Source organism: Kitasatospora sp. NPDC034035 (assembly GCF_055575755.1).
Window position 1 is genome coordinate 79,289 of sequence record NZ_JBVISA010000020.1, and the last position, 24,791, is coordinate 104,079.

Annotated in this window: 20 protein-coding genes, 1 tRNA gene and 1 riboswitch; of the genes, 13 read left to right on the forward strand and 8 right to left on the reverse strand. The window is 73.6% G+C overall.

All coding sequences use genetic code 11. The features are described 5' to 3' along the window. Positions 1-14: 14 nt before the first annotated feature. The gene (locus tag ACZ52J_RS26475; RefSeq protein ID WP_465622394.1) at positions 15-1,223 is read right to left on the reverse strand and encodes a sensor histidine kinase; all 1,209 of its coding nucleotides are present in this window, start codon (positions 1,221-1,223) and stop codon (positions 15-17) included. 473 nt (positions 1,224-1,696) lie between these two features. Between ACZ52J_RS26475 and ACZ52J_RS26480 the strand changes: the two genes are divergently transcribed. The 7 genes from ACZ52J_RS26480 to ACZ52J_RS26510 all read left to right on the forward strand — a co-directional run bounded on the left by ACZ52J_RS26480 (position 1,697) and on the right by ACZ52J_RS26510 (position 8,306). Then, positions 1,697-2,257 (forward strand): GlcG/HbpS family heme-binding protein, encoded by a 561-nt coding sequence (locus tag ACZ52J_RS26480; RefSeq protein ID WP_465622275.1) that lies wholly within the window; start codon positions 1,697-1,699, stop codon positions 2,255-2,257. Positions 2,258-2,462: 205 nt separating this feature from the next. Then, entirely contained in the window at positions 2,463-2,888 is a 426-nt protein-coding gene (locus tag ACZ52J_RS26485) for a YunG family protein (RefSeq protein WP_360496589.1), read from the forward strand. 91 nt (positions 2,889-2,979) lie between these two features. Next, positions 2,980-3,864, forward strand: coding sequence for an NAD(P)-dependent oxidoreductase (locus tag ACZ52J_RS26490; RefSeq protein ID WP_465622276.1), 885 nt, complete (start codon positions 2,980-2,982; stop codon positions 3,862-3,864). Positions 3,865-3,968: 104 nt separating this feature from the next. Then, positions 3,969-4,571, forward strand: coding sequence for a flavodoxin family protein (locus tag ACZ52J_RS26495; protein WP_465622278.1), 603 nt, complete (start codon positions 3,969-3,971; stop codon positions 4,569-4,571). A 352-nt stretch (positions 4,572-4,923) separates the two neighbouring features. Beyond that, positions 4,924-6,048 carry an LPXTG cell wall anchor domain-containing protein gene (locus ACZ52J_RS26500; protein ID WP_465622279.1) on the forward strand — a complete coding sequence of 375 codons (1,125 nt, stop codon included), beginning with the start codon at positions 4,924-4,926 and terminating at the stop codon, positions 6,046-6,048. A gap of 138 nt (positions 6,049-6,186) precedes the next feature. Next, the gene (locus tag ACZ52J_RS26505; RefSeq protein WP_396287920.1) at positions 6,187-7,413 is read left to right on the forward strand and encodes a hypothetical protein; all 1,227 of its coding nucleotides are present in this window, start codon (positions 6,187-6,189) and stop codon (positions 7,411-7,413) included. A gap of 119 nt (positions 7,414-7,532) precedes the next feature. After that, entirely contained in the window at positions 7,533-8,306 is a 774-nt protein-coding gene (locus ACZ52J_RS26510) for a MerR family transcriptional regulator (RefSeq protein WP_465622281.1), read from the forward strand. Positions 8,307-8,368: 62 nt separating this feature from the next. Here ACZ52J_RS26510 and ACZ52J_RS26515 read toward each other — a convergent pair whose 3' ends face one another. Then, positions 8,369-9,346, reverse strand: a complete 978-nt coding sequence (locus ACZ52J_RS26515; RefSeq protein ID WP_465622396.1) for a helix-turn-helix domain-containing protein — start codon at positions 9,344-9,346, stop codon at positions 8,369-8,371. A gap of 348 nt (positions 9,347-9,694) precedes the next feature. Here ACZ52J_RS26515 and ACZ52J_RS26520 point away from each other — a divergent pair, with 348 nt between their 5' ends. The 3 genes from ACZ52J_RS26520 to ACZ52J_RS26530 all read left to right on the forward strand — a co-directional run bounded on the left by ACZ52J_RS26520 (position 9,695) and on the right by ACZ52J_RS26530 (position 13,293). Further along, entirely contained in the window at positions 9,695-10,372 is a 678-nt protein-coding gene (locus tag ACZ52J_RS26520) for an RNA polymerase sigma factor (protein WP_465622283.1), read from the forward strand. Next, positions 10,369-11,826, forward strand: coding sequence for a hypothetical protein (locus ACZ52J_RS26525; RefSeq protein WP_465622284.1), 1,458 nt, complete (start codon positions 10,369-10,371; stop codon positions 11,824-11,826). The genes ACZ52J_RS26520 and ACZ52J_RS26525 overlap by 4 nt, the downstream gene beginning before the upstream one ends. Before the next feature lie 264 nt (positions 11,827-12,090). After that, on the forward strand, positions 12,091-13,293 hold the full coding sequence (locus tag ACZ52J_RS26530; protein WP_465622285.1) for a hypothetical protein: 1,203 nt from the start codon (positions 12,091-12,093) through the stop codon (positions 13,291-13,293). Positions 13,294-13,442: 149 nt separating this feature from the next. Here ACZ52J_RS26530 and ACZ52J_RS26535 read toward each other — a convergent pair whose 3' ends face one another. After that, positions 13,443-14,942: an aminopeptidase P family protein gene (locus ACZ52J_RS26535; protein ID WP_465622286.1), complete on the reverse strand. Its 1,500-nt coding sequence runs from the start codon at positions 14,940-14,942 to the stop codon at positions 13,443-13,445. Positions 14,943-15,067: 125 nt separating this feature from the next. Beyond that, a complete protein-coding gene (locus ACZ52J_RS26540) occupies positions 15,068-16,513 on the reverse strand; it encodes a PP2C family protein-serine/threonine phosphatase (RefSeq protein WP_465622288.1) in 1,446 nt (481 codons plus the stop codon). Positions 16,514-17,132: 619 nt separating this feature from the next. On the opposite strand from ACZ52J_RS26540, the gene ACZ52J_RS26545 reads away from it, so the two are divergent. Then, entirely contained in the window at positions 17,133-17,768 is a 636-nt protein-coding gene (locus ACZ52J_RS26545; RefSeq protein WP_360496556.1) for a bifunctional DNA primase/polymerase, read from the forward strand. Positions 17,769-17,998: 230 nt separating this feature from the next. Here ACZ52J_RS26545 and ACZ52J_RS26550 read toward each other — a convergent pair whose 3' ends face one another. The 4 genes from ACZ52J_RS26550 to ACZ52J_RS26565 form a co-directional block, all read right to left on the reverse strand. Next, positions 17,999-18,982 (reverse strand): DUF5926 family protein, encoded by a 984-nt coding sequence (locus tag ACZ52J_RS26550; protein ID WP_465622289.1) that lies wholly within the window; start codon positions 18,980-18,982, stop codon positions 17,999-18,001. 132 nt (positions 18,983-19,114) lie between these two features. Then, on the reverse strand, positions 19,115-19,534 hold the full coding sequence (locus ACZ52J_RS26555) for an ATP-binding protein (protein ID WP_465622291.1): 420 nt from the start codon (positions 19,532-19,534) through the stop codon (positions 19,115-19,117). Between the two features lie 442 nt (positions 19,535-19,976). Next, positions 19,977-20,801 carry a glycerophosphodiester phosphodiesterase family protein gene (locus ACZ52J_RS26560; RefSeq protein ID WP_360496547.1) on the reverse strand — a complete coding sequence of 275 codons (825 nt, stop codon included), beginning with the start codon at positions 20,799-20,801 and terminating at the stop codon, positions 19,977-19,979. Between the two features lie 121 nt (positions 20,802-20,922). Then, positions 20,923-22,359: a purine-cytosine permease family protein gene (locus ACZ52J_RS26565; RefSeq protein WP_465622292.1), complete on the reverse strand. Its 1,437-nt coding sequence runs from the start codon at positions 22,357-22,359 to the stop codon at positions 20,923-20,925. Continuing rightward, positions 22,352-22,498, reverse strand: a riboswitch (TPP riboswitch). (Overlaps the previous gene by 8 nt.) A 210-nt stretch (positions 22,499-22,708) precedes the next feature. On the opposite strand from ACZ52J_RS26565, the gene ACZ52J_RS26570 reads away from it, so the two are divergent. Beyond that, positions 22,709-24,604 carry a S1C family serine protease gene (locus ACZ52J_RS26570; protein WP_465622294.1) on the forward strand — a complete coding sequence of 632 codons (1,896 nt, stop codon included), beginning with the start codon at positions 22,709-22,711 and terminating at the stop codon, positions 24,602-24,604. 77 nt (positions 24,605-24,681) lie between these two features. Then, positions 24,682-24,769, forward strand: a tRNA-Ser gene (locus ACZ52J_RS26575). The last annotated feature ends 22 nt before the right edge of the window (positions 24,770-24,791 follow it).

The following is a 24,791-nucleotide window of genomic DNA, read 5'->3' on the forward strand; positions in this document are numbered from 1 at the left end:
CCCACTTCGCTCGCTCATCGGTGCTCCAGGGGGATCGCGGCGGAAACGACGGTGCCCTCGCCGGGGGTGCTCTCCACGGTCAGCGTGCCACCCAACTGCCGGAGCCGGGCGCGCATCGCGGGCAGTCCGTACCCGCGGCCGCCCCCGGTGCCGACGGCCTGGGGGTCGAAGCCCAGCCCGTCGTCCGCGATGTCCAGGACGGCCTGGTCGCCGAGGAAGGACAGCGTGATCGCCGCGGCCGACGCCCCGGCGTGCTCGCGGACGTTGGCCAGCGCGCCCTGGGCGATCCGCAGCAGCGCGGACTGCGCGGCGGCGGGCAGCGGCACGGGCGTGCCGTCCAGGTGGAAGCGGACCGGCAGACCGCTCTCGGCGGACTCCCGTGCGGCCAGCGCCCGCAGCGCCCCGTCGAGCGTACGGCCGTCGGCGAGTTCGGCCGGCGCGAGGTCGTGGACGAAGCGGCGGGCCTCGGCCAGGTTCCGGGCGGCCACCTCGGCGGCGGTCCGGACGTGGGTGCGGGCGGTCGCCGGATCGGCCTCCCAGGTGCGGTCGGCGGCCTGCAGCAGCATCTGTTGGCTGGACAGGCCCTGCGCCAGGGTGTCGTGGATCTCCATCGCCAGCCGCTCGCGCTCGGCCAGGGTGCCCTCCCGCCGTTCGGTGGCGGCGAGTTCGCGCCGGGTGCGGACCAGGTCGGCGATCAGCGCGCGCTGCCGGGCGGCCTGCCGGGCCATGAAGAGGAAGACGCCGGTGGCCAGCGCGGCCACCGCGGGCGGCAGCAGGACGAGCGTGGCGTCCGCCCCGCCGGGCAGCCGGATCTCGGCGATCACCACCAGCAGGGTCAGGGTGCACACCAGCGGGATCGCCGCCTTCGCGGGCAGCGCCCGCAGCGCGGTGTAGATCAGCGGGACGGCGCACCAGGCGAAGCTCGGCGCGAGCAGCACCAGCACCACCCAGAGCGTCACCACCAGCCCCAGCGACCACCGGCGGCGCCGGCCCGACGCGGTCGGACGGTGGTGGTCGAGCCAGGAGCCGGCCGGCTGGGCGACGGCCAGGGCGGCGCTCAGCCCGATCACCCAGGGGGCCTGGGCGTTGCCGGAGTGGTGGGTGAGGTAGCGGTTGAGCGAGGCGGCGAGCAGCACCACGAAGGCGGAGTCCAACAGCAGCGCCAGCCGGCCCGCGTCCGGGTCCCCGGCGTCGCGGCCGACCGCGCCGTGCGGGCCGTGCAGGCCGTGCGATCCGACGGCGTCCGGACGGTCGGCGGCTCCGGTGTGATCGGTGCGACCGGTGCGACTGGCGTGACCGGTGCGCCCGGTGCGTCCGGTGCGCCCGGTGCCGTGCCGATCGGCGGAGGGGCGGGGCTGTGGCACGGGTGGCTCCTGGTCGAACGGGCGGCCAACGAGTGGCGCACGGGCGGCGGGTCCGCACTGACCTGCACCGATTCCTCGATGGTGACCCGTCCGGCCCGGTCCCGCATCAGCCGATCGGTTGACGCCGCCGTCCCCCATCATGCCCGGGCGCTCGCGCCGGTCCGTCGATGTGGCGGACCCGTCCCCGGACGCAGGATCGAAGCATGCCGCCGGGCAACCCCCTCGACCCGGCGGCTCCCCGATCCCCGCGCACCGTCCCCGATCCCCCGCACCACCCCTGATCCCCCCGCGTCACCTCGCACCACCCCGCAGACCCGTTGAGGAGCTGGACCATGAAGAAGACCTCCGCACGCACCCGGATGCTGACCGGCGCCGTCGCCGCCGCCGCGATCGCGGCCGCCACCGTGGGCGCCGTCTCGGCCAGCGCCGAGACCACCGAGACCCCGGCCGCCCCGGCCGCGGTGAAGGTCGACACGCAGAACAGGAACCTCGCCCAGAGCACCGGCCTGACCATCGACGCCGCCACCCGCGCGGCCCAGGCCGCCCTGGACGCGGCGACCAAGGCCGGCCAGCACGTGTCGGTCGCGGTCGTCGACCGGGACGGTGTCACCCGGGTGCTGCTGAAGGGTGACGGCGCCGGGCCGCAGGCCCCGGAGTCGGCCGAGCGCAAGGCCTACACGGCGGTCTCCTGGAACGCGCCGACCTCGGAGCTGGCCAAGCGGCTGGCCCAGGCCCCGAACCTCAAGGACATCCCCGGCACGCTGTTCCTGGCCGGCGGCGCCCCGGTGCAGTCGAAGGGCGCTCCGGTCGCGGCGATCGGTGTCGCGGGCGCGCCCAGCGGCGACCTGGACGAGCAGTTCGCGCAGGCCGGCGTCGCCGCGCTGGCGAAGTGACGCCTCCCCGCCACGCCACCACGCAGCCCCCTCACCCGGCGGCGAAGTGACGCCCTGGCCGGTCGGCCGTCCCGTGACGCGGGATGGACGGCCGGCCGGATTCCTTGACTCGTTCGGGTGAACGCCGGGAGGGTCACCGCAGAACACGGGGTGACCCTTCGAAAAGCCGCTGCCGCTGTCAGTGCCGCGTGGCAGGCTTCCCGGTATGACGGCGTGGACCCTCAACGACATCGAACGTGCGATCCGCTCCTCCTGGGGTGTCGACACCTGTGCGCCCGAGGATCTGGCCCATTGGCGTCCCGACAATCCCGCCCGCGGCCAGTGCGGGGTGACGGCGATGGTGGTGCACGACCTGCTCGGCGGCGAGCTGATGATGGGCGAGGTGTACATCGACGGGGTCCGGACGGATCTCCACTGGTGGAACCGCTTCGCCACCGGCTTCGAGATCGACCTCACCCGCGAGCAGTTCGGGCCGGACGAACTGGTCGGCCCCGGCCGCCCGGTCGCCCGCCCGGCCCGTCCCGGCCGGCTGCAGGCCCAGTACGAGCTGCTGCGCGGCCGGGTGATCGCCGAGTTGGAGCGCGGGGCCGCCGCGCACCGCACCCGGATGCCCGCGCGCGCCTGCGCATGAGCACCCTGGCCACCGTGAACAGTCCGGCCCGATCGGTCCCCTGACGTACAGTCGGCGGCAGGTGAGCGGCAACGGCGACGGGAGTGCGCGGATGACCAGGGCGACAGTCGGCTTCGTGGGGCTGGGTGCGATGGGCCGGGGCATGGCCGGCAGCCTGCTGCGGGCCGGTCACGCCGTACGGGTCTGGAACCGCTCGCCCGAGCCGGTGGCCGCCCTGGTGGCCGAGGGCGCGCAGGCGGCCGGTTCGCTCGCGGAGGTGTTCGCCGCCGACACGGTGGTCTCCATGCTCGCCAACGACGACGCGGTCGAGCGCCTGCTGCTCGACCCCGCCCTGCTGGCCGGGGCCGCGGCGACCCTGCACGTCAACATGGCCACCGTCTCGCTGGCGCTCGCCGAGCGGGCCGAGGCACTGCACGCCGAGCACGGCATCGGCTACGTCGCCGCGCCCGTGCTCGGCCGGCCGCCGGTCGCGGCGGAGGGCCGGCTGAACATCCTGGCCGCCGGCGCCGCCGATCTGCTGGCCAGGGCCGAACCGCTGTTCACTGCGATGGGGCAGCGCACCTGGTACTTCGGCGAGAGCCCCCGGCAGGCCAACACCGCCAAGATCAGTACCAACTTCCTGCTGGCCTGCGCGATCGAGTCGATGGCCGAGGCGTGCAGCCTGGCCGATGCCAACGGGGTCCGGCCGACCGACCTGGTCGAGATGCTCACCGGCACGCTGTTCCCCGGACCGGTCTACTCCGGTTACGGCGCGATGGTGGCCGAGCGCCGCTACGAACCGGCCGGCTTCCGGCTGCCGCTCGGGCTCAAGGACGTCGGCCTCGCGCTGGACGCGGGGGCCGCGCGCCATGTGCCGCTGCCGTTCGGCAGCGTCCTGCGGGACGCCTTCCTGGACGCCCTGGCCCATGGCGACGGGGACAAGGACTGGGCCGCGGTGGCCGCCGTCGCCCGCCGCCGGGCCGGGCTGCCGGACTGACCGGCGACCGGGGCGCGGACGCAGGCGCGGGCGCGGGCGCGGAATAACCGGCGCGCGGCGGCTGCTCGCACCTCCGTCCGCAGCACCTGACCGGGGGAGCTCCGATGTCCGACGAGCCGGCCACCCAGCCGTCCGACCAGCCGTCCGGCGCCGAGGCGTCGCGCCGTTTCCTGTTCCTCGACGCCGGCGCCCGCGTCGACGGCAACTCCGCTCGACTCGCCCGGCTGGCCGTCGAGTCGAGCCTGCCGGTCGGGGCGGAGCAGCGCTGGCTGCGGTTGAGCGAGCATCCGCTGCCGCCCTTCCAGGACCTGCGGCACACCGGCGACGGCCGCTACCCCGAGCCGGTCGGCCACGAGCGGACCCTGCTGGACGCCACCCTGGCGGCCACCGACCTGGTCTTCGTCGCGCCGCTGTACTGGTACACGCTGCCGACCAGCGCCAAGCTCTACCTCGACCACTGGGCGGGCTGGCTCCGGGTGCCCGGGCTGGACTTCCGCGCCCGGATGGGCGGCGCCACCCTGTGGGGCGTCACCGCCCTCAGCGGCTCCGACGACACGGCCGAGCCGCTGATCGGCACGCTCCGGCTGACCGCCGAGTACATGCGGATGCGCTGGGGCGGCGTGCTGCTCGGCAACGGCACCCGCCCGGGCGACGTGCTGCGCGACGAGCGGGCGCTGATCGCGGCCAAGTCCTTCTTCTCCGACTGACGCCCGCCGCCTGACGCCTGACGCCTGCCGCCTGCCGCCTGCCGCCTGCCGCCTGACGCCCGCCGACTGACGGCGGTCCGTGCCGTTTCGCCCGGGGTGCGGTACGGTCCGCCGGGCGTGTACCCGTCACTTCCGGTCATCACTTGGCAAAGCACAAAAGCCTTGTACATGGACGGGGTTGGGCGAACCGGGCGCCTCGTTTCCAAGTCTCGGTCACAGTGCGGCACCCGCCTTCCGGACCGGCCCGGTCGTTCGGTACTCTCCGTCGCACTTTCAGCTTCGCGGGGGGACGCGGCGTCTGCGGCCGCCCCTCGCGCCCGGGCCTCGCCCGGAAACGTCCGTGAGGTCTCCCTTGTCCATACGTCGCAGTCTTGCCCTCGCCGGTGCCGCCGCGCTCGCGTCCTCGCTCGTGCTGGCCGGCGCCCAGGGCGCCATGGCCGTCGGCACCACCGGCTCCCCGTCCGCCGCCGCGTCGGCCGAGAAGGCGGGGCACCAGAGCCTCGACCTCTCGGTGCGCGGTGTGCCCGGCACCTTCATTGCCGGTGACGAGGCCCGCGAGTTCACCTACCGGATCGACAACTCGACGAAGACCGACTTCGTCGCCTACCCGCTGCTGAAGTTCAAGAACAAGGCGGGCTCGCTCAAGGCGAAGGACCTCAAGCTCGAGTACCAGCTGCCGGCCTCGCTGCCCGGCGGCGGCACCTGGAAGACCGCCGTCGTCGCCCCCGGTGGCGGCGACGGCGACGACAGCGCCGTGCTGATGTTCCTCGGCGGCGTCACGGACAGCGGCGACGCCGCCGACGGTGCGCTGCTCTACCTCGCCCAGGGCAAGAGCATCGACATCAAGGTCCGCGCCTCCTTCACCAAGGACGCCCCGCTGGGCAAGGCCGGTGTCGTGCCGGTGGTCTACTCCGCCGACGCCAACGACGAGAACGACCACGGAAGCTTCAGCTGCGACGGGATCAAGGGCGCCGGCTTCACCATCAAGGCCGGCGGCGGCAAGCCCAGCCCGACCCCCACCCCGACCAAGACCGGCAAGCCGAGCCCCACCGCGAGCGGCTCGCCGACGGCCACCCACACCTCCACCGCGTCGCCGACCGCCACGGCCACGTCGACGCCCACCACGGAGCCGACGACGCCGGCGACGCCGACGACGACGCCCACCAGCGCCTCGCCGTCCGCCTCGCCGTCCGACTCCGGCGCGACCACCCCTCCGGCCCCGTCCGGCGGCAGCAGCAGTGACGCCCCGCAGCCGATCGACTTCCCGGTGCAGCCCCCGAACGTCACCCCGCCGAAGATCACCCCGGGCGGCGTCAGCAAGGCCAAGACCTCCGCCGCCAACGCGGACAAGTCCCTGGCCCAGACCGGTGGCGGCGACGACACCACCGCGATCGCGGCCGTCGGCGGTGCCGTCCTGGTGGCCGGTGTCGGCACCCTCGTGGTGCTGCGCCGCCGCAAGTCGGGCCAGCACAGCTGACCAGGGGGAACCGTTTCCCGGGTACTCCCGTGCCGCCCGCGCCGTCCATCGGACGGCCCCGCGGGCGGCACGGGCGGTACACCTCCGTCACATAGGATGTCCGGCCGGAGGGGGGCGGAACCGGCGGGGAGAGGACAGGTGCGGGAAGCACGCACGGCACGGACCAGCACGGATTACGAGGCGGCGACCGGGCGCATAGCCGGATCGCCGCTCCGCAGGCACCACGTCCTGCTGGTCGCTTGGACGGCGCTCTGGTTCTTCCTGGTCGAGCCGAGCGGCGGCTTCTCCTGGCACTATCTGCGCCAGGGTGAGCAGCTGCTCTTCAGCGGCCAGGCAGACGGCGGTCTGTCGCTCTACGCCCGCCATCCGGAGCTGCAGATCGGCCCGGTCAGCCTGGCCGCGGCCCGGCTCACCGCCCCGTTCTCCCCGCACACCGGCCAACTGGTCGCCGAGGCGGCGAGCGCCGCGCTCGGCCTGGTGATGCTGGTCGTGGTCGGCCGCACGGCCGCCTTCTACTACCTGGGCACCGGCACCAACCACCGCCGGCTCCAGCAGCGCCTGCTGATCGCCGGACTGGCCTTCATCCCGATGTGGGTCGAGGTGTCGGTCCGCTTCGCGCACCTGGACGACGTCCTCGCGCTGTTCTTCACCACCCTCGCCGCGCACGCCCTGGCCCGCGGCAAACCCACCCAGGTCGCGATCTTCCTCGCGTTGGCGGTGGACTCCAAGCCCTGGGCGATCGCCTTCGCCCCGCTGATCCTGGCGCTGCCCCGGCCCACCTGGCTGCGCACCGCGCTCTGGTTCGCCGCCCTGGTGGCGATCGCCTGGTTGCCGTTCTACCTGGGCAACCTGGACACCATGGCGGCGGCCAAGTTCACCATCCCCAACCAGCCCGCCTCGGCGCTGCGCTGGTTCGGGGTGACCGATCCGGCCACCCCCTGGTGGGACCGCCCGACCCAGTTCGCGCTCGGCCTCGGCCTCGGCAGCATCGCGGTGTGGCGCGGCCGCTGGCCGGCCGTGGTGCTGCTCGGCGCGGACGCCCGGATCCTGCTCGACCCGAGCGTCTACACCTACTACACGGCCTCGATCCTGCTCGGCACCCTGCTCTGGGACGCGGTAGGACAGAAGCGGCTCGTTCCGTGGTGGAGCTGGATCGCGCTGGGCGCGCTGTACGGCGGCACGCTGCTCCTCCCGTCCGACTCGGCCCGCGGCTTCGTCCGGCTCGCCTTCGTGGTGGTCTCCGCCGCGTACGTGCTGCTCTGGCCCACCCAGCAGCCCCGCCGGCCGCGGGCCACCGGCCAGGGCGACGGCGGACGCCGGGCGGCCCGGCGGCGTGAGCGGGAGCTGGTCGGCGCCGACGCCTGAGAAGGCGGCTTGAGAAGGCGGCTCGGGAAAGCCGCTCGGGAAAGCCGCTCGGGAAAGCGGCTTGACCCTCACGTGACGTGAGAGCCGAGGGTAGTGGTCAGCACCAGGGAGGAACCCCGATGACCAGTGAGGGCTACTCGGTCGGCGCCGTGGCGAAGATCGCCAAGGTGACCGTCCGCACGCTGCACCACTACGACGAGATCGGCCTGCTGTCCCCCGCCGGCCGTACCCGCTCCGGGTACCGCCGGTACGTGGACGCCGACCTCGACCGGCTGCAGCAGATCCTCTTCTACCGCGAACTCGGCTTCCCCCTGGAGGAAATCGCGGCGATCCTGGACGACCACTCGGTCAGTCCGAGCGAACACCTCCGGCGACAGCACCGACTGCTGAGCGACCGGATCAGGCACCTCCAGGACCTCGCCAGCGCCGTCGAACACGCCATGGAGGCACGGAGAATGGGCATTCAGCTGACCCCGGAGGAGAAGTTCGAGATCTTCGGCGAGGGCTACCAGGAGGAGTGGGAGCAGGAGGCCGAGCAGCGCTGGGGCGACACCGAGGCCTGGGCCGAGTCCCAGCGCCGCACCGGCGCCTACTCCAAGGCCGACTGGGAGCGGATCCAGGCCGAGATGGCCGAGCTCAACACCCGCCTGGTCGAGGCGCTCACCGCCGGCGAGCCCGCCGACGGCGCACCGGCCATGGACCTCGCCGAGGCGCACCGGCAGCACATCTGCCAGAACTTCTACGACTGCACGTTCACCATCCACCGCGGACTGGCCGGCCTGTACGTCTCCGACCCGCGCTGGACGGACACCTACGAGAACCTCGCCCCGGGCCTGGCGCAGTGGCTGCACGACGCCATCCTCGCCAACGCCGACCGGCGCGAGAACGCCTGAGCGGATCCGAGCCCGAGCAGGCCCGAACGGGCCTGAGCGGAACGGGCCGGGGCGCGGGCGGGCTACGCCACCCCGCGCCCGAAGGAGCGCCGGTAGGCGGTCGGCGAGGTGCGCATCACCCGGCCGAAGTGGTGGCGGAAGGTCGCGGAGCTCTCGAAGCCGACCGCCGCGGCGATCTCCTCCACCGTCCCGTCCGGTGACTCCAGCAGTGCCAGACTGGCCGCGATGCGCTGGGTGACGACCCAGCGCATCGGGCTGGTCCCGTTGCGGGCGGTGAAGTGCCGCAGGTACGAGCGGTCCGACATCCGGGCGGCACGGGCCAGCACCGGGACGGTCAGCGGGGACGACAGGTGGTCCAGCGCCCACTGCATGCTGCGGACGATCCCGTCGTCCTCCTCCTCGACCGGGCGGACCGCCGCCTCGATGAACTGGGCCTGCCCGCCGTCCCGGTGCGGTGCCACCACGAAGCGGCGGGCCACGGTGTTGGCCACCTTGGCGCCGTGGTCCCGGCGGACCAGGTGCAGGCAGAGGTCGATGCCGGCCGCGCTGCCCGCGCTGGTGAGCACGTCCCCGTTGTCCACGTACAGCACGTCCGGGTTGACCCGCACCGCCGGGTGGCGCTGCTGCAGCAGCTCGGCGTACCGCCAGTGGGTGGTCGCCTCCCGGCCGTCCAGCAGCCCGGCGGCGGCCAGCGCGAAGACGCCCGAGCAGATCGACACGATCCGGGCGCCGCGCTCGTGCGCCGTGCGCAGCGCCTCGACCAGTCCGGGGGAGACTTCGCCGCTGAAGGCGTTCGGCACCCCGGGGACCACCACGGTGTCGGCCGCCGCCAGCTCGTCCAGCCCGTGCGGGGCGGTCAGGGTGAAGCCGCCCACCGCGTCCAGCGCCGTCCCGGGCCGGTCGGCGCACACCTTCAGCCCGTACCAGGGCGTCGCCAGCAGCCCGCTCAGCTCGGGCCGGGCCAGCCCGAACACCTCGACCACGACGCCCAGTTCGAACGGCGCCATGCCCTCGAAGGCGTACACCGCGACATCGTGCACGGGCTCCGGCCGCCGGCCGATGGCGACGGCCACCGGTCGCGGCCGAGGCGCGGTCGTCGTACCCGCGGCTGTCGTACCCGCGCCGACCGGGCCCTCGTCGTTCTGCTCGGTCATGCGAACCCCCTGCTCACGGGTGGCGGAATGCCGGTGAGTGTAGCCGTCCCGGCCACCTCGGAAATTTCTTCGAACCCACCTGCAACCTCCACCTCCCTCGCACGTCCATAGGTACGGGGCGGAGGGAACCGGGCCGAGGGCGGCTGAGAGGATCCCCCCGATCACGATCTTGATCAGGTGGACCTGACGGTCCGGCAACCGCCGTCACCGTCCCGGGGGAAAGCGGAAACGCACATGTCCATGGCCATCGGGCCGACCGTCGCGCCGGCAGGGGCGCGCGGCTTCACCATCCGTGGGGTGATCGCCGCGCTGTTCGGCGCGCAGGAGGCGGGCGAGCCGCTCGCCGGCACCGTCACCGAGCAGGAGGCGAAGCAGCGCCGCTCCGGTTTCCGGCTGCTGCGCGGCGGACGCAAGCCGGCCGAGGACCGGCCCACCCTGACCGACCTGTACCACGCCCACCGGCTCGGCCTGGTCCGGATGGCCGTGCTGCTGGTCGACCACCAGGACCTGGCCGAGGACGTCGTCCAGGAGGCCTTCACCCAGCTCTACCAGCGGCACGGCGAGCAGCTGGACGACCTCGACAACGCCCTCGGCTACCTGCGGACGGCCGTGGTCAACGGCGCCCGCTCGATGCTGCGCCGCCGCAAGACCGCCCGCGAGTACGTCCCGCCGCACGAGCCCGACGCCGCGTCGGCGGAGGACCACGCGGTGCTCAACGACGAGCACCGGCGGGTTCTGGTGGCGATGCAGGAGTTGACTCCCCGCCAGCGCGAGGTGCTGGTGCTGCGCTACTGGTCCGACATGTCGGAGGCGCAGATAGCCGAGACCCTGGGGCTGTCCCGGGGCGCCGTGAAGTCCACGGCCAGTCGCGCCCTGGACGCCTTGGAAAAGCACCTGGAGAAGGTTCGATGACCGACAAGTTCCCCCGCCGTAGCGGTGGCGACGGCGACGAGCCGGCCGAAACCCCGACGGAACGGCTGCTCCGCGAGGCGATGGGCGCGCGCGCCTCCCTGGTCACGGCGCACAGCCTGCGCCCGGCCGCGCCCCCGAAGCACCGGATCCGCCGGCTGCGCCCGGTGTACGCCGTCACCGTCCCGCTCGGCCTGGCCGCCGCGATGGCGCTCGGCGTGCTCACCTTCCACGGCGAGCCGGTCGCCCACGACCAGGTCCCGCCGCCCCCGGCCGCCACCGTGACCTCCCCGAGCCCGACCCCCGAGCCGACCACCCCCAGCCCGTCGGCCACCCCCACCGACACCGGAACCCCGACCGGCGACCCCGAGACCGGGGTCCCCCTCGCCGACGGCACCCCGTCCTCCTCCGCGTCGGCCACCAACACCACACCCCCGGTGGGCCCGTCGACGCCGTACACGTTCCGGGGCGTGAAGTTCAAGGTCCCGGCGGGCTGGAAGACGGTGCAGGTCGCACCGAACCGGGTCTGCGTCCTGAGCCCGGGCACGCCGACCGAGTTGCCGCAGGGTTGGTCGCAGGACCTCTGCGACCCGTACGGCGTCACAGTCACGGCCTTCAACACCCAGGACGAGATCGACGTGGGCGGCTGGCCCACGATGGCCGACCTGGACAGCAAAACGGGTTGGACCACCCAGCCGTACTGCCCGCTCTGGGACAACCCGCACGTGCCCACGGGCGAATCGATCAACAGCATCGGTCCGACGAAGAGCGCTCCCACCGTCTCCGGCCGCGCGGCCGTCAAGTCGCAGTGGCAGGCGACCTGCGGCAAGTCCTCCTTCACGGCGCAGGCCTGGGCCCTGCCCAAGGATCAGGTCTTCGTCTCGGCGGTCGGCCTCAAGAGCGACTACCAGGCCGGTCTGCAGTCGATCGTCAACAGCCTGGACGTCAGCGGCCACAAGGCGCCGGGGGCAGCGTCGTCGGCGCCGTCGGCGGACCCGGTGAACAGCAGCACCGTCGCCGTCACGCAGTCCGGCTTCCTCCCGGGGGGGATGGTGTCCGCCAAGGACAGGCCGGTGACCTTCTCGGTGACGTACCGGAACACCAGCACCTCCAACTTGCCGGCGGTCCAGCCGCTGGTCTTCACCGACTCCTACCCGGGGACTCCGGACGGCATGATCCCGATGAACGCCGGCAAGCTGGAGCGTCAGGACGGCGGCACCTGGACCCAGTTGAGCATGTCGCCCGGAGGCGGTATGGACTACGCGATGGGCGGCAAGCCAGCCACCTTCCCCCTGGCGCCGGGCGCGAGCCACACGGTGACGTACCGGCTGACCATCGACCCCGCCGACGGGCCGGGAATCATACCGGTACGGATGCAGGCGACGCTGCCGTACGACGGCAGCGGCCCGCTGACCGTGATCGGTGAGGCGATCATCCGGGAGAATGTCGTGAAGTAGCCGATCGCAGGCCGCCTCCGAGGCGCCGTGACCAGGAAATCCCCTGGTCGCGGCGCCTTTCGGCGTTCCGGGGCGAGTTCTCGGAAAAACTTTTGAACCCACCTGCAACCTCCCGGGGGGATGCACGTCTATCAGGGTGAGAGGCGGGGAGAGCGAGCCGGCGGGGCCGGGGCTCGGGCCGGCTCCTCCGGGACGCGAACGAGGCGTCCGCACGCGAGCACCACCACCATTCACCTTTTCTGTGTCCTCTGGGGGGACTGTCACATGAACGCGTCCGTTATCGCCCGTATTGCGAAGATTGTTCCGCTTGCCGTCATCGCTGCCGTCGGGGTCGCCGCCTGCGCCCCGGCGGGGGCCGCGCTTCAGGCCGCCCCCACCGCCGTTCGCTCCGCCGGGACGGTGTCGGCCACCGGGACGGCCGCCCCGACCTCGGTCCCCGACGAGACCGCCGCCGCGTCCCCCGCCGTGCCCGCCCAGACCGCACCGACCGCGGCTCCGTCCGACCCCTCCGGTCCCGCGCCGGCCGCCGCGGTGACCACCCGGCCCGCCACCAAGGCAGCCACCAAGCCCGCGACCAAGCCCTCCCCCACGGCGGACACCAAGCCCGTCGCCAAGGACGGCGGCATCGGGATCACCTTCGCCGGCCTGAAGGAGGGTCAGCAGGTCCAGGTGGGCGACCAGGTGTCCTTCGCGGTGACCTGGAAGAACAACGACTCCTCGGGCAGCCGCGCGGTGGCGCCGGTGGTGGCGACGCAGGACTTCGAGGGTGCGAAGTGCCAGCAGCAGCTCGCGATGGCGCAGGGCACGCTGGAGCGCAAGGACGCGTCGGGCTGGAAGGCCATGCCGGCGCTGAGCCAGGGCGGTGGGATGGACTACGCCGGCACGGGCGACGACGCGGCCTTCACCCTGGCCGCGGGCGAGAGCCGGACCGTCGAGTACCGGATGGTCCTGGACGCGGGCAACCAGCCGGGCCGGCTGGCCGTCGAGGCGGACGCCGTGCTGCCGTCCTCCCTCAAGCCCATGGCGAAGTCCGTGGTGACCACGTCCGTCGTCGACCGCCACCGCCCGGTGGTGAACTCGGTGTCGGCCCCCACCGCGCTCGTCGTCGGCAAGACCCCGACCGAGTTCTCCTTCAAGGTCTCCTCGCCGGACGGGTCGGCCCTGATGCGCCCCGTGGTACGGCTGTCCCTCCCCACCGGCGAGGGGCTGACCGGGTCGGACGTCACGATGGAGGCGAAGGTCGGCAACGAGTGGAAGTCCTTCGAGGTGACCGCGGACTGCAACGGCCGGCTCGGGGTGGCACCGGCCGAGCTGGTCGGCGTGATGACGGGCAACCCGGTCGAGTACACGTTCCGGGTCGGTCTGAAGCGGACCGGCAGTGCCGGGTCGGTGGAGATCCGGGTCGGCGGCGACTCGGACGGTCACTCCGGCGAGACCGTCGCGGTCCGGCCCGCCGTCCAGCGCTGACCCCGACGCACCAGGGCCGCAACGCACGAGGGCCCCGGACGCATGAGGGCCGCAGCGCACCAGGGCCGCAGCGCATGAGGCCCCGGACGCACGAGGGCCCGGCCTCCCGAGCAGTAGCGGAGGCCGGGCCCTTCGGGGTGCGGGGTGGCTCAGGCGAGCGAGGCCATCCAGGCCTCGACGTCCTCGGCGCGGCGGGGGAGGCCGGCCGAGAGGTTCTCGTTGCCGTCGGCGGTGACCAGGATGTCGTCCTCGATCCGGACGCCGATGCCGCGGTACTCCTCGGGCACGGTCAGGTCGTCCTGCTGGAAGTACAGGCCGGGCTCGACGGTGAGCACCATGCCGGGCACCAGCAGGGCGTCGACGTGCTCCTCGCGGCGGGAGTGGGCGCAGTCGTGGACGTCCAGGCCGAGCATGTGGCCGGTGCCGTGGAGGGTCCAGCGGCGCTGCAGGCCCAGCTCCAGGACCTTCTCGACGTCGTACACGGAGGCGTCCAGCAGGCCCCAGGCGAGCAGGCGCTCGGCGAGCACCCGCTGCGAGGCGTCGTGGAAGTCGCGGAAGCGGCCGCCGGGCTTCACCGCGGCGATGCCGGCTTCCTGGGCGTCGTACACGGCGTCGTAGATCTTGCGCTGCAGCTCGGTGAAGCGGCCGTTGATCGGCAGGCTGCGGGTGACGTCGGCGGTGTAGAGGGTGTGGGTCTCCACGCCCGCGTCCAGCAGCAGCAGGTCGCCGGGGCGCACGTCGCCGTCGTTGCGGACCCAGTGCAGGGTGGTGGCGTGCGGGCCGGCGGCGGCGATGGTGCCGTAGCCGACGTCGTTGCCCTCGACCCGGGCGCGGCGCCAGAAGGTGCCCTCGATCCAGCGCTCGGAGGTGGCGACGGCCTGGCCGAGCTCGCGGACCACGTCGGTGAAGCCCTTGACGGTGGCGTCGCAGGCGGCGCGCAGCTCGCCGATCTCCCACTCGTCCTTGACCAGCCGCAGGCCGCTCAGGAACTCCTTGAACTCGGCGTCCCGGTCGGCGTCCAGGACGTCGGCGAGCGCGGTCTCCAGGCCGGCGTCGTAGCCGCGGACGATCCGGGTGGGGACGGCGGAGCCCTCGGCCCGCTCGGCCAGCTCCTCGGCGGCCTTGCGGACGTCGCGCGCGGGCAGGCCGAGCAGCTGCTCCTGCTCGCTCAGGCTGTTCCGGCGGCCGACCCACAGCTCGCCGTGGCCGTCGAGCCAGAACTCGCCGTTCTCGCGGTCCGAGCGGGGCAGCAGGTAGAGGGTGAACTCGTGGCCGGTCTCGCCGGTGGGCTCGGCGACCAGTACGGCGTCCTCGGTCTGGTCGCCGGTGAGGTGCACGTACTCGCTGGAGGCGCGGAAGGCGTAGTCGGTGTCGTTGGAGCGCACCCGCAGGTTGCCGGCCGGGACGACCAGGCGCACGCCGGGGTAGGCGGCGGACAGCTCGGCGCGGCGCGCGGCCGCGTACGGGGCCTGGGCGACGGGCGTGAGGCCGTGCAGCTCGGTGTCGGCCCACCCGGACTTCATCGAGGCGGCCAGTTCGTCGGAGATCTCGCCGTAGAGGCCGTTCTTGCGGCCCTTGAACTCCTGCGGCTCCTCGCCGCCCTCGGCCTCGGGGTTCTCGGCCACCGCGGGGGTACGGTCCTCGGTCACGTGCAACGCCTCCTTGGGGGGTGGTACCGCCGCCCCTCGGGGGAGTGTCGGATCGCGACACGCGCGGGCGGCCGTGCGTCCATGGTACGGACGCCCGGCCACTCGCCTGTTCCAGGTCCGGACGGCTACTCGAAGCGGGCCGCGAGCAGCATCAGGTCGTCGGTGGCCGCGGCCTCCGGGGCGGGGCAGACGGCCAGCAGGTGGGCGCAGAGCCGGTCGGGATCGAGCCGGACGTCGCGGGGGGCGTCGGCGGCGGCCCGGCGCAGGTTGTTCTGCCCGGCGTGCAGGGTCGGCCCGCAGCGGCGGGCCAGCCCCTCGGTGTAGAGCAGCAGGGTGTCGCCGCGTTCGGCGGTGAACTCCACCCCGGGCGCCTCCCAGCAGGCCAGCATGCCGAGCGGGGCGGAGAGCGAGGTCTCCACGAACTCGGCGCCGTGCCGGCCGACCAGGACCGGCGGGCAGTGCCCGGCGCCGGCCAGGGTGACCCGGCGCTCCTCGGGCTCGAGCCAGGCGTAGACGGCGGTGGCGGTGCGGGTCGGCTCGGTGGTCTTGAGCAGCAGCTCCAGGTCGCCGAGGACGGAGACCGGGTCCTCGCCCTCCAGCACCGCGTAGGCCCGCAGCGCGGCCCGGACCCGGCCCATCGCGGCGGCCGCGCCGGGGGCGGAGCCGGGGCCCGCGCCGGGGCCGTCGCCGGAGACGGAGCCGACGGTGAGGCCGACGGTGCCGTCGGGGAGCGGGATCGCGTCGTACCAGTCGCTGCCGCAGGAGCGGTCCAGTCCGGCCGGGACGAGCCGGGCGGCCAGTCGCAGTCCGGCGGTGCGGGGGAGGCGGTCGGGCAGCAGGCCGCGGCGCAGCGCTTCGGTGGTGCGCAGGATCCGCTCCGCCTCGAGCTGCTTGGCGAGCAGCGGGGCGGCGATCTCGCAGTAGTGGCGGGCCAGCTGGCGCTGGCACTCGGTCGGTTCGGCGGGCTCGTCGTAGAACCAGAGGGCGGCGGCGAGCGGGCCGTCCTCGACGGTGGCGAGCGGCAGGCCGTAGGCGCCGCCCAGGCCGAGGTGGACGGCGAGCTCGCGCAGCCGCCCGCCGATGGACGGGTCCTCGGCGAGGTCGGGGGAGTGCAGCTGCTCGGGCCGGTCCTGTTCGCACAGCAGCCGGGAGAGCAGGCTCTGCTCGGTCGGGACGGTCTCCAGGGCGCCGAGGCTGGCGCGGTCGAGGCCGAGGCCGACCGGCTGGCCGGGGCCGCCACCGGCCGTCCGGGTGACCAGGACGCCGCGGCGGGCGCCGAGCAGGGCGGCACCGGAGGCGAGGAGGGTGTCCAGGGTGGCGGTGAGGCCGCGGGCCCGGGCGAGCCGCTCGGTGTGTACGTGCAGGCTGGTGATATCGGACAGACGTCCGGCCAAACGGTCCTGCATCGCGGTGGACGGTGCCGTGCGGTCGTCCGCCGGGCCGTCCGGTGCGTCGGTGGGGCCGGGGAGCCCCGGCGGGTCGAGGACGGTGAGCCCGCCTGCGCAGCCGGGTTCGCGCGGCTCGGCGGTCGTCGTCGAGGGGAGGGCCATCGACGGGTGGGACTCGGTCATGCCGCCACTCCTGACGCGGTGGTACGGGCCATGCGGAACCCCCAGATACGGCCGATGTGGAGCGAGCACGGCCAAAGGGCGTGTTTCGCCTCGATTCGCTACTACTCGTCATTGATCGACAGCAATGCCACCACTTCTACACAGGCCATTCGGGGCATGTCCAGATCCAGGACGACGCGGTCGCCGGTTCCACAGCCATCGCGACCCGGTCGGAGGGCGTGCATGGCTCGTGCGCGCGCCGGTCGGGCCGGGAGGCATGGAGCGAGCCGCGAGCGGGCAGAACCGAGGGACGGACCGGGCGGCCGTCCGGATCGTATGCCCGTGCCGCCCGGGAGCCGGGCCGGCCGGAAGTCTCTCACTCGTACGGTGGAACCAAGCGCGCCCGGGCGGCGTCCATCCGGTCGCATACGGGATTCTCGTTCCAAGGGCTGTTTCAGTGCGCGGCCCTTCTCATGTCGTGCTCCACACCGTGCTCCACGTCGTAGCCGCGCCGTCCGCCTTGCCGCCCGCCCCGCTCCGCACCTTTTCGGGGCCGTGCCGCGGCGGGCCCGTGCGGTGGCTGCCGACGGATGCCGACGGAGCGGAGCGAACCGAGCGGTCAGGGAAAGGAACGAGCGCCATGCGTGAGAACCCGAAGGACCGGTCGGAGGAGCGTGCCGCCCGACTGGCCGCGGCCCTGGCGGCCGCCGTCGACCACCGCTGGCCCGTGGTGCCGGGCGCCGTGCTGCGCGACGGACGCTGCTCCTGCGGCGACCAGGACTGCGCCGTCCCCGGCGCGCACCCGCACGACCCCTCGCTGTTGGCCGCCACCACGGACGCCCGGATGGTGCGCTGGTGGTGGGAGCGGCAGAGCCCGGACGCGGCGGTGCTGGCCGCCACCGGTTCCACGGTCTCGGCCGTCAGCCTGCCCGCGGCGGCCGGCGCGCGGGCGCTGGCCTACCTGGGCGCGCTGCGGATGCCGCTCGGCCCGGTGCTGGCGATGCCGGGCCGCTACGCGCTGCTGGTGGCCCCCTACTCGCTGGACGTGCTCGGCGAGATGCTCGCCCAACTCCCTTGGGTGCCGGGCTCGGTGCGCTACCACGGGTCGGGCGGCTTCCTGTCGCTGCCGCCCGGCGGGTCGGCCGGCCCGGTGCGCTGGGTGCTGGCGCCGCGACCGGGTGCGGGCGGCGGGGTCTGGCTGCCGCAGGTCGGGCCGCTGCTGGGCGAGTTGGTGGAGGCGACGGTCCGGCTGGACAGCGGCCGCTCGGCGTACTGATCCGCGGTGATCCACGCGGTCGTCGGAAGGATCGTCGGAAGGGCCGTCGGAAGGGGCCGTCCGGAAAAACAAAAGATCCGGCCGCTGGCGACGGGGGATGCACCAGCGACCGGACTCTTTAGACAGTAACAAGGATCCGCGCCCGCGCCAATTTCCAAGACGCCCTCCACGCCTGGAAATTGCGCGTTCACGGCGACAATGTGACGCGTATCACGCGGATCCTGCGTGCTTTAGTTCAAGGTGACCTGACGGTTCACCAGGTTCGCGCGGGCGCGCCGCTCCTCGGCGGTCAGCGGGGTTCCGTCGGCGAGGACGGCGGTGAGCCGCTCGCCGAACTCGGCGGCCGGCTTCTCGCAGTCGGCGGCCGTCATCGCGAGCGGCAGATCCCACACCGGGACGGTCAGGCCGTGCGCGCGGAACGAGCCGACCAGGCGGGTGTCCGGGCCGAGCGAGGCCTCACCGGCGGCGTTCAGCCGGGCCAGCGCGTCCAGCAGCTGCTCCTCGGGCACGGTCATCACCCAGCGCAGGTGGTTCTTGTCCGGGGTGCCGCACCAGTAGGCGGCGTCGACGCTGCCCAGCTTCTCGGTCGGGATGGCCGAGGCGTTGGCGCGCTCCAGGGAGGCGGCGACCTCGCCGGTGGCGGTCTCGGCGTCCTCCAGCCAGAACTCGAAGCCGGTGTGCACGACGGGCGCGAACGCGGCGGTGGTGTCCAGCAGGTCCTGCAGGCGGCGCCCGCCCGGGACGGTCCGGCGGGCCGGCACCGGGGTGCCCGGCTCGGTGGCCAGGGCCAGCTCCAGGGCGTCCGCGAGGTCGCGGCTGAGGTCGCCGGAGGCGGACTGGGTCTGCAGGCCGAGCAGGATCGAGCCGTCCTGGCGGCGCAGGGCCGGCCAGGCCAGCGGCAGCACGGTGGCCAGGGTCACCGACGGGACGTCGCCCTCGGCGCCGTCGGCCACGCCGGGGGCCAGCGTCAGCGGCACCGTGGCGGCGGGCACCAGCTCGCGCAGCGCCACCCAGTCGGCCTCGCCCGACAGGCCCTCGAACGGGCGGTGCACCAGCTCCTGCACCGCGTGCGAGGCCTCCCGGCCGTGGCAGGCCTTGTAGCGGCGGCCCGAGCCGCAGGGGCAGTCCTCGCGGGCCCCGACCACGGGGATCTCGCCCGTGACGGCGGTGGTGGACTGGCGCTGCGGCGCCTTCTTGGCGGCCTTCTTGCCCATGGTGCGGCTCTCCCGGGAACGGTGGTCCTGTGTCCCGGGAAGCCTACTGACGTTCCTGCGGCACCCGCGCTTCCCCCGGCGCGCGCGAACGCGCCGGGGCGGGGCGGGCAGACGGGGCGGGCGTACGGGGCTCTACGCGCTACGGGCGTCGCCTCCGGTGCGCCGGGCGTGCCGGGCGCGGGCGGGCAGCGCCGCCCAGACCGTCACCTCGCCGGGCGCGTCGCGCACGCCCCAGTCGCCGGCCAGCTGGTCGACGATGCTCAGGCCGCGGCCACCGCGCGAGGTCAGCGAGGGACGGGCGGGCAGCGGCCGGGTGGCCGCGCCGCCGTCGGTGACCTCCAGCGTCAGCATGCCGTCCGCGTGCAGCTGCCAGCGGACCAGCACACCGCCGTCCGGCTCGTCCGTGCCTTCGCGGTGCTCCGGGCCGCCGGGCGCGGGATGCGTCCCGGACGGGACGCCGACCAGCACCTGCCCGAGCACCTCGGCTCGCGCGCCGCGACCGAGCGCCGGCAGCGGGCCGAGCGGACGGGCGTACCGGCACGCATTGCTCAACAGTTCGGAAAGGATCAGAACAGCATCATCGATGACCGGTTCCGGTATCTTCCGGTCACCCAGATCTCGACGCAGTCGGCGCCGTGCGACCCCGACACTCGCTGGGCCGTGCGGCACTGCCATGGTCGATGAAGTCGGCACTTCACGCGCCACCATCAACGCCACCCCCGGACCTCCTTCAGCGTATGCCGAGGGAGAGATGCCCCTTGGTAATGCGTCGGAAACGAGCACCAGGCGATCCCGCGAGCCCATTTCGAGCGTGGCGACCGAGGGTCGACATGAGGTCATTCCATGCTCACCCTCTGTCGTCCGAGGGCAAGAATTTCCGGCAATATCGTGCGAGGAAGGTTTGACTGCCGACCAGAGTGATCAGTGCGCACCGGTACGGCCGTCGGTACGGCCGTCGGTGCGGCCGTCGGTACGTCGGCGGATCACCGTCCGGTCACCGGCCGAGCTGCGCCAGCACCTCGGCGGGCCGGTTGGTGATGATCGCGGAAACGCCGAGTTCCAGGCAGAGTTCGACGTCGGCCGGTTCGTCCACCGTCCACACGTGCACCTCGTGCCCCAGCTCCCGCAGCCGGGTCACCAGCTGCGGACGGGCCCGCACCAGCTCGATGCCCGGCCCGGCGATCCGCGCCCCGCCCGGCAGCGGCGCACCCTCGCGCAGCTTGCCGAGCAGCGGCAGCGTCCGCTCGAACAGGAACACCCGCCGGTACTCCGGCGCGGCGGCGGCCACCCGGTTCAGCGCGATCGACGAGAAGCTCATGATCCGGGCGGACGGGCGGTCGCCCTCCCGGGCCGCGCCGATCTTGAACCGCTCCAGCATCCGCAGCAGCTCGGCCTCCACCAGGCCGCGGAAGCGCACCGGGTGCTTGGTCTCGATCGCCAGGTCCACCGGGCGGCCGCAGTCCACCACCAGCTCCAGCAGACGCTCCAGCGGCAGCACGCCGCGCAGCTCCGGGTCGGTGCTGGGGCGGCCGGTCTTCCAGGCCCCGAAGTCGTACGACTGCAGCTCGGCGAGCGTCATCGCCGAGACGGTGCCGCGGCCGTTGGACACCCGGCCGATCCGCCGGTCGTGCACGCAGACCAGGTGGCCGTCGGCCGTCACCCGGACGTCGCACTCCACCGCGTCCGCGCCCTCGTCGAGCGCGCGCCGGTAGGCCGCGAGGGTGTGTTCGGGCAGGGCGTGGGAGGAACCGCGGTGGGCGATCACCTGGACGGACGGCGCGGTGCGCGCCTCCGGCGAGGACAGGTCTGGGCTGGTCACAGGGCCAACGATAGGCGGCGGAGGTAACGCGGAGGCGAAGACGGCCCCAACCTGTGGGGCCGTCTCCGGGGTGCCGGGTGCCGGGTGCCGGGTGCCGGGTTCGGGTACCCGGCGCCCGGCGTCAGCGCGCGGTGCGGCGGGAGAGCGGGGCGAGCGCCCAGGTGGCCAGGGCCGGCACCAGGAAGGCGAACAGCGAGGCCGACGTCCACTCCTGCGGGGTGAAGTGCAGGGCCTCCTGGGCGGAGGTCCAGAAGTTCGTCCACCAGTCGGCGACCTTGGTCGGCGCGATGAACTGGTAGACGGCGAAGCCCAGCACCCACGGCAGCAGCATCGTCCAGCGGGCGGGCGCGTCCTCGGAGAGGTTCCAGCCGCGGCGCCCGGCGCCGAGGAAGAAGTCCACCGCCAGCACCGCCAGCAGCGGCACGAACACCGAGCCGATCAGGCCGAGGAAGCTGTAGTAGGTGTCGGTGAACTGGTCGATCTGCAGCGCCAGCACGGTGGTCAGCACGCCGATCACGCCGCTCAGCACCCGGCGGTCCACCCGCGGCAGCAGGTTCTGCACCGACATCGCGGTCGAGTACACGTTGGCGAACGACTGGTCCGTCTCGCGCAGCACCAGCACCAGCAGGAACAGCCAGCCGGCCCAGACGCCGAGGAAGGAGTCGAAGAGCTTGTTCGGGTCGCCACCGGACTGCAGCAGCGCCATCAGGCCGAGCACGTAGCACCAGACCTGGGCGATCGTGTAGCCGGAGAAGCTGCCCCAGAACGCCGAGCGCGGGGTGCGCGAGTGCCGGGTGTAGTCGGCGGCCAGCGGGACGAAGGAGATCGACACCGCGATCATCGCGTCGGTCGCGCCCAGGAAGCCGTGCCAGTTGCCGGCGCCCGGGTCCGGCACGCCCTGGCGGCCCAGCTGGACCGTGAAGTACACCATCGCGACGGCGACCGCCCCGGCCACGAAGCGGCGCAGCACCGCGATCGAGCCCAGCGGCCAGATGGTCAGCGCGGTCGTCAGGGCGCCCGCGAGCAGCACGAACAGCCAGCGGTAGCCGGTGGTGTGGGCGACGGTCTGGGCGCCCGCCGAGATCGTCAGCAGCTCGAACACGCCCCAGCCGACGCACTGCACGATGTTCAGCACCGTCGGCAGGTACGACAGCCGGGTGCCGAACAGCCCGCGCAGGTTCGCCATCGCGGGGGCGCCGGTCCGGGCGCCGATCAGCGCGGCCACGCCGAGCATCGCGGTGCCGACCGCCGTACCGACCACGATCGCGGTCACCGCGGCGGCCAGCGACAGCTCGCTGCCGGGGGCGCCGAGCACGGTGGCGGCGGTCGAGAAGCCGATCAGGCTGACGCCCAGGTTCATCCAGAGCGCGAAGTGGTCCCGGAAGCGCAGCGTGCGCGGCGGCTCGGTGTCCAGGACCAGCGGCGCCTCGACGCGCTCGGAACGGTCCCGCACGGCGGTCGCCGTGGTGGCCGCGGCAGTGGTCGCCGCAGCGGTGGACTCGGGGAAATCCTTGGACGCGGCAGCGTCCGAAGAAGAGGATGACGAAGCAGACGGCATGGCCGATACTCCCTACGCCGGCATTACCCGGACAGGTTCCGGCGGTCAGCGCCCCCTCGACCGTCCGCCTCGCTCGCGTGGCGTACGGTCGACATGCGCACTCTCAGCCTGGTCGGTCCAAGCTCCCGCGTGTCAGTTTGGAGCGACAGGCTAACCGGCACAGGGGTGAACACCCAAGGCCAGGGCGTGCGCGGTCCGCATCGCGGGACGCCCGGCGGGGAGGGGGGAGCCCTCGGCCGTCGGCACCGGCTAAGGATTCTTATGAGTTCTTCAGAGGGGTCCTTACGGCAATCGAATCGACAGTGCGAAAAACTATGGTCCTTGGTTCTGCCAGCTATGGAGGTCGTCCGTGAGCACCGAGCGCGAGGTTGGGCCCACCGGGCCGCAGGGGGAGCAGCCCGCCGGCCAGGGGGCGGCTGAGTCCGCTTCCGAAGGCCCCGCTCAGGGCGGGCACCAGTCGACCATGGCCTTCCGCCGGGTCCCCGAGCCGGAGGCGGCCACCGCCGAGGCCGCCCCGGCGGACGCGGCGCCGGCGGACGGCGGGCACAAGCCGACCATGGCGTTCCGTCGGGTGCCCGAACCCGAGGCGGCCACCGGCGAGGCCGGCACGGCCGAGACCGTCCCGGCCGAGGGCGGGCACAAGCCCACCGTCGCCTTCACCAAGGTCCCCGCGCCGGAGGCCCCGGCGGCCGCGCCCGAGGCAGCCGCCCCGCCGGTGGCGCCCGCCGCGCCGGTCGCCGAGGAGCACGCCGTCGACCCGGCCACCGGGTACATCGACGCGCCGCCGCCGGTCCTGCCGCCCGCCGCGCCCGTGGCCCCGGCGGCAGCGCCCGTGGCCCCGGCGCTGCCGCCGGCCGCCAACCCGTACGCCACCCCGACCCACGGCGTCCCCGCCGCCGGTGCGCACGACGCGTACGGCGCCGCCGCAGCCGCCCCCGGTACCCCGGCCGCCCCCGGCACGCCCGCCGCGCACGGCCACCACCCGTTCGGTGCGGGCCAGCCGCTCGGCGGCTGGGGCCCGACCCACGACGCCACCTCCGGCGGCGCGGGCTACCCCGGCGGCCCGGCGGGCCCGCTCGGCTACCCGGCCGACTACCCCGGCGGCCCGGACGGCGGCGGCCCGCGCAAGAAGCGCGGCGCACTGGTCGCCCTGATCGCTGCCGTCGCACTGGTCGCCGGTGTGGCCGGCGGCGCGCTCGGCGTGACCGTGGCCGACCGCAACGACAGCAGCAGCTCCGCGGACGACCACCGCAGCACCACCGTCCAGGCCAGCGACACCCAGAAGAACGAGCCCTCCCCCGGCTCGATCGCCGCCATCGCGCAGAAGGCGCTGCCCAGCGTCGTCACCATCAAGGCGCAGGGCAACGGCGAGTCCGGCACCGGCACCGGCTTCGTCTTCGACACCGAGGGCCACATCCTCACCAACAACCACGTGGTCGCGCCGACCCTCAACGGCGGCAAGCTGACCGTCAAGTTCGCCGACGGCACCTCGTACAACGCCTCGGTGCTGGGCCACGCCGAGGGCTACGACGTCGCCGTGGTCAAGATCGACAACCCGCCGAAGAGCAAGCTGGCCCCGCTGCCGCTGGCCGACTCCGACAAGGTCAACGTCGGCGACGCCACCGTCGCGATCGGCGCGCCGTACGGCCTGGAGTCCACCGTCACCAGCGGCATCATCAGCGCCAAGGACCGCCCGGTCGCCTCCGGCGACGACACCGGCTCGCAGGCCTCGTACATGAACGCCCTGCAGACCGACGCCTCGATCAACCCCGGCAACTCCGGCGGCCCGCTGCTCGACTCCGGCGGCGCCGTGGTCGGCATCAACTCGGCGATCCAGTCCAACGCCTCCGCCAACGGCCGGGCCGGCAGCATCGGCCTGGGCTTCGCCATCCCGATCAACCAGGCCAAGTGGGTCGCGGACACCCTGATCAAGACCGGCAAGCCGGTCTACGCCAAGCTCGACGTGCTGCGCAACGACGACTACAAGGGCGACGGCGCGCAGATCCAGACCAAGGACATCCAGGGCCAGCCCGCCGTCACCCCCGGCGGCGCCGCCGACAAGGCCGGCCTCAAGCCGGGCGACGTCATCACCAAGCTCGGCGGCGTGCCGATCGAGAACGGCCCCGCCCTGGTCAGCCGGATCTGGACGCACAAGCCCGGCGAGACCGTCGACGTCGAGTACACCCGCAACGGCCAGACCCTCACCACCAAGGTCACCCTCGGCCAGCGCGACGGCGACCAGTGACCGCCGCCCGCTGACCCGCGACGCCGCGAAACCGTGTGCGCCGAACCCCGCGGGACCCGTTAGGCTGACCTCCGCCTGGAGAGCTGCCCGAGCGGCCTAAGGGAACAGTCTTGAAAACTGTCGTGGCGTGACCCGTCACCGTGGGTTCGAATCCCACGCTCTCCGCTGGTTAGGAGAACCACCTGCT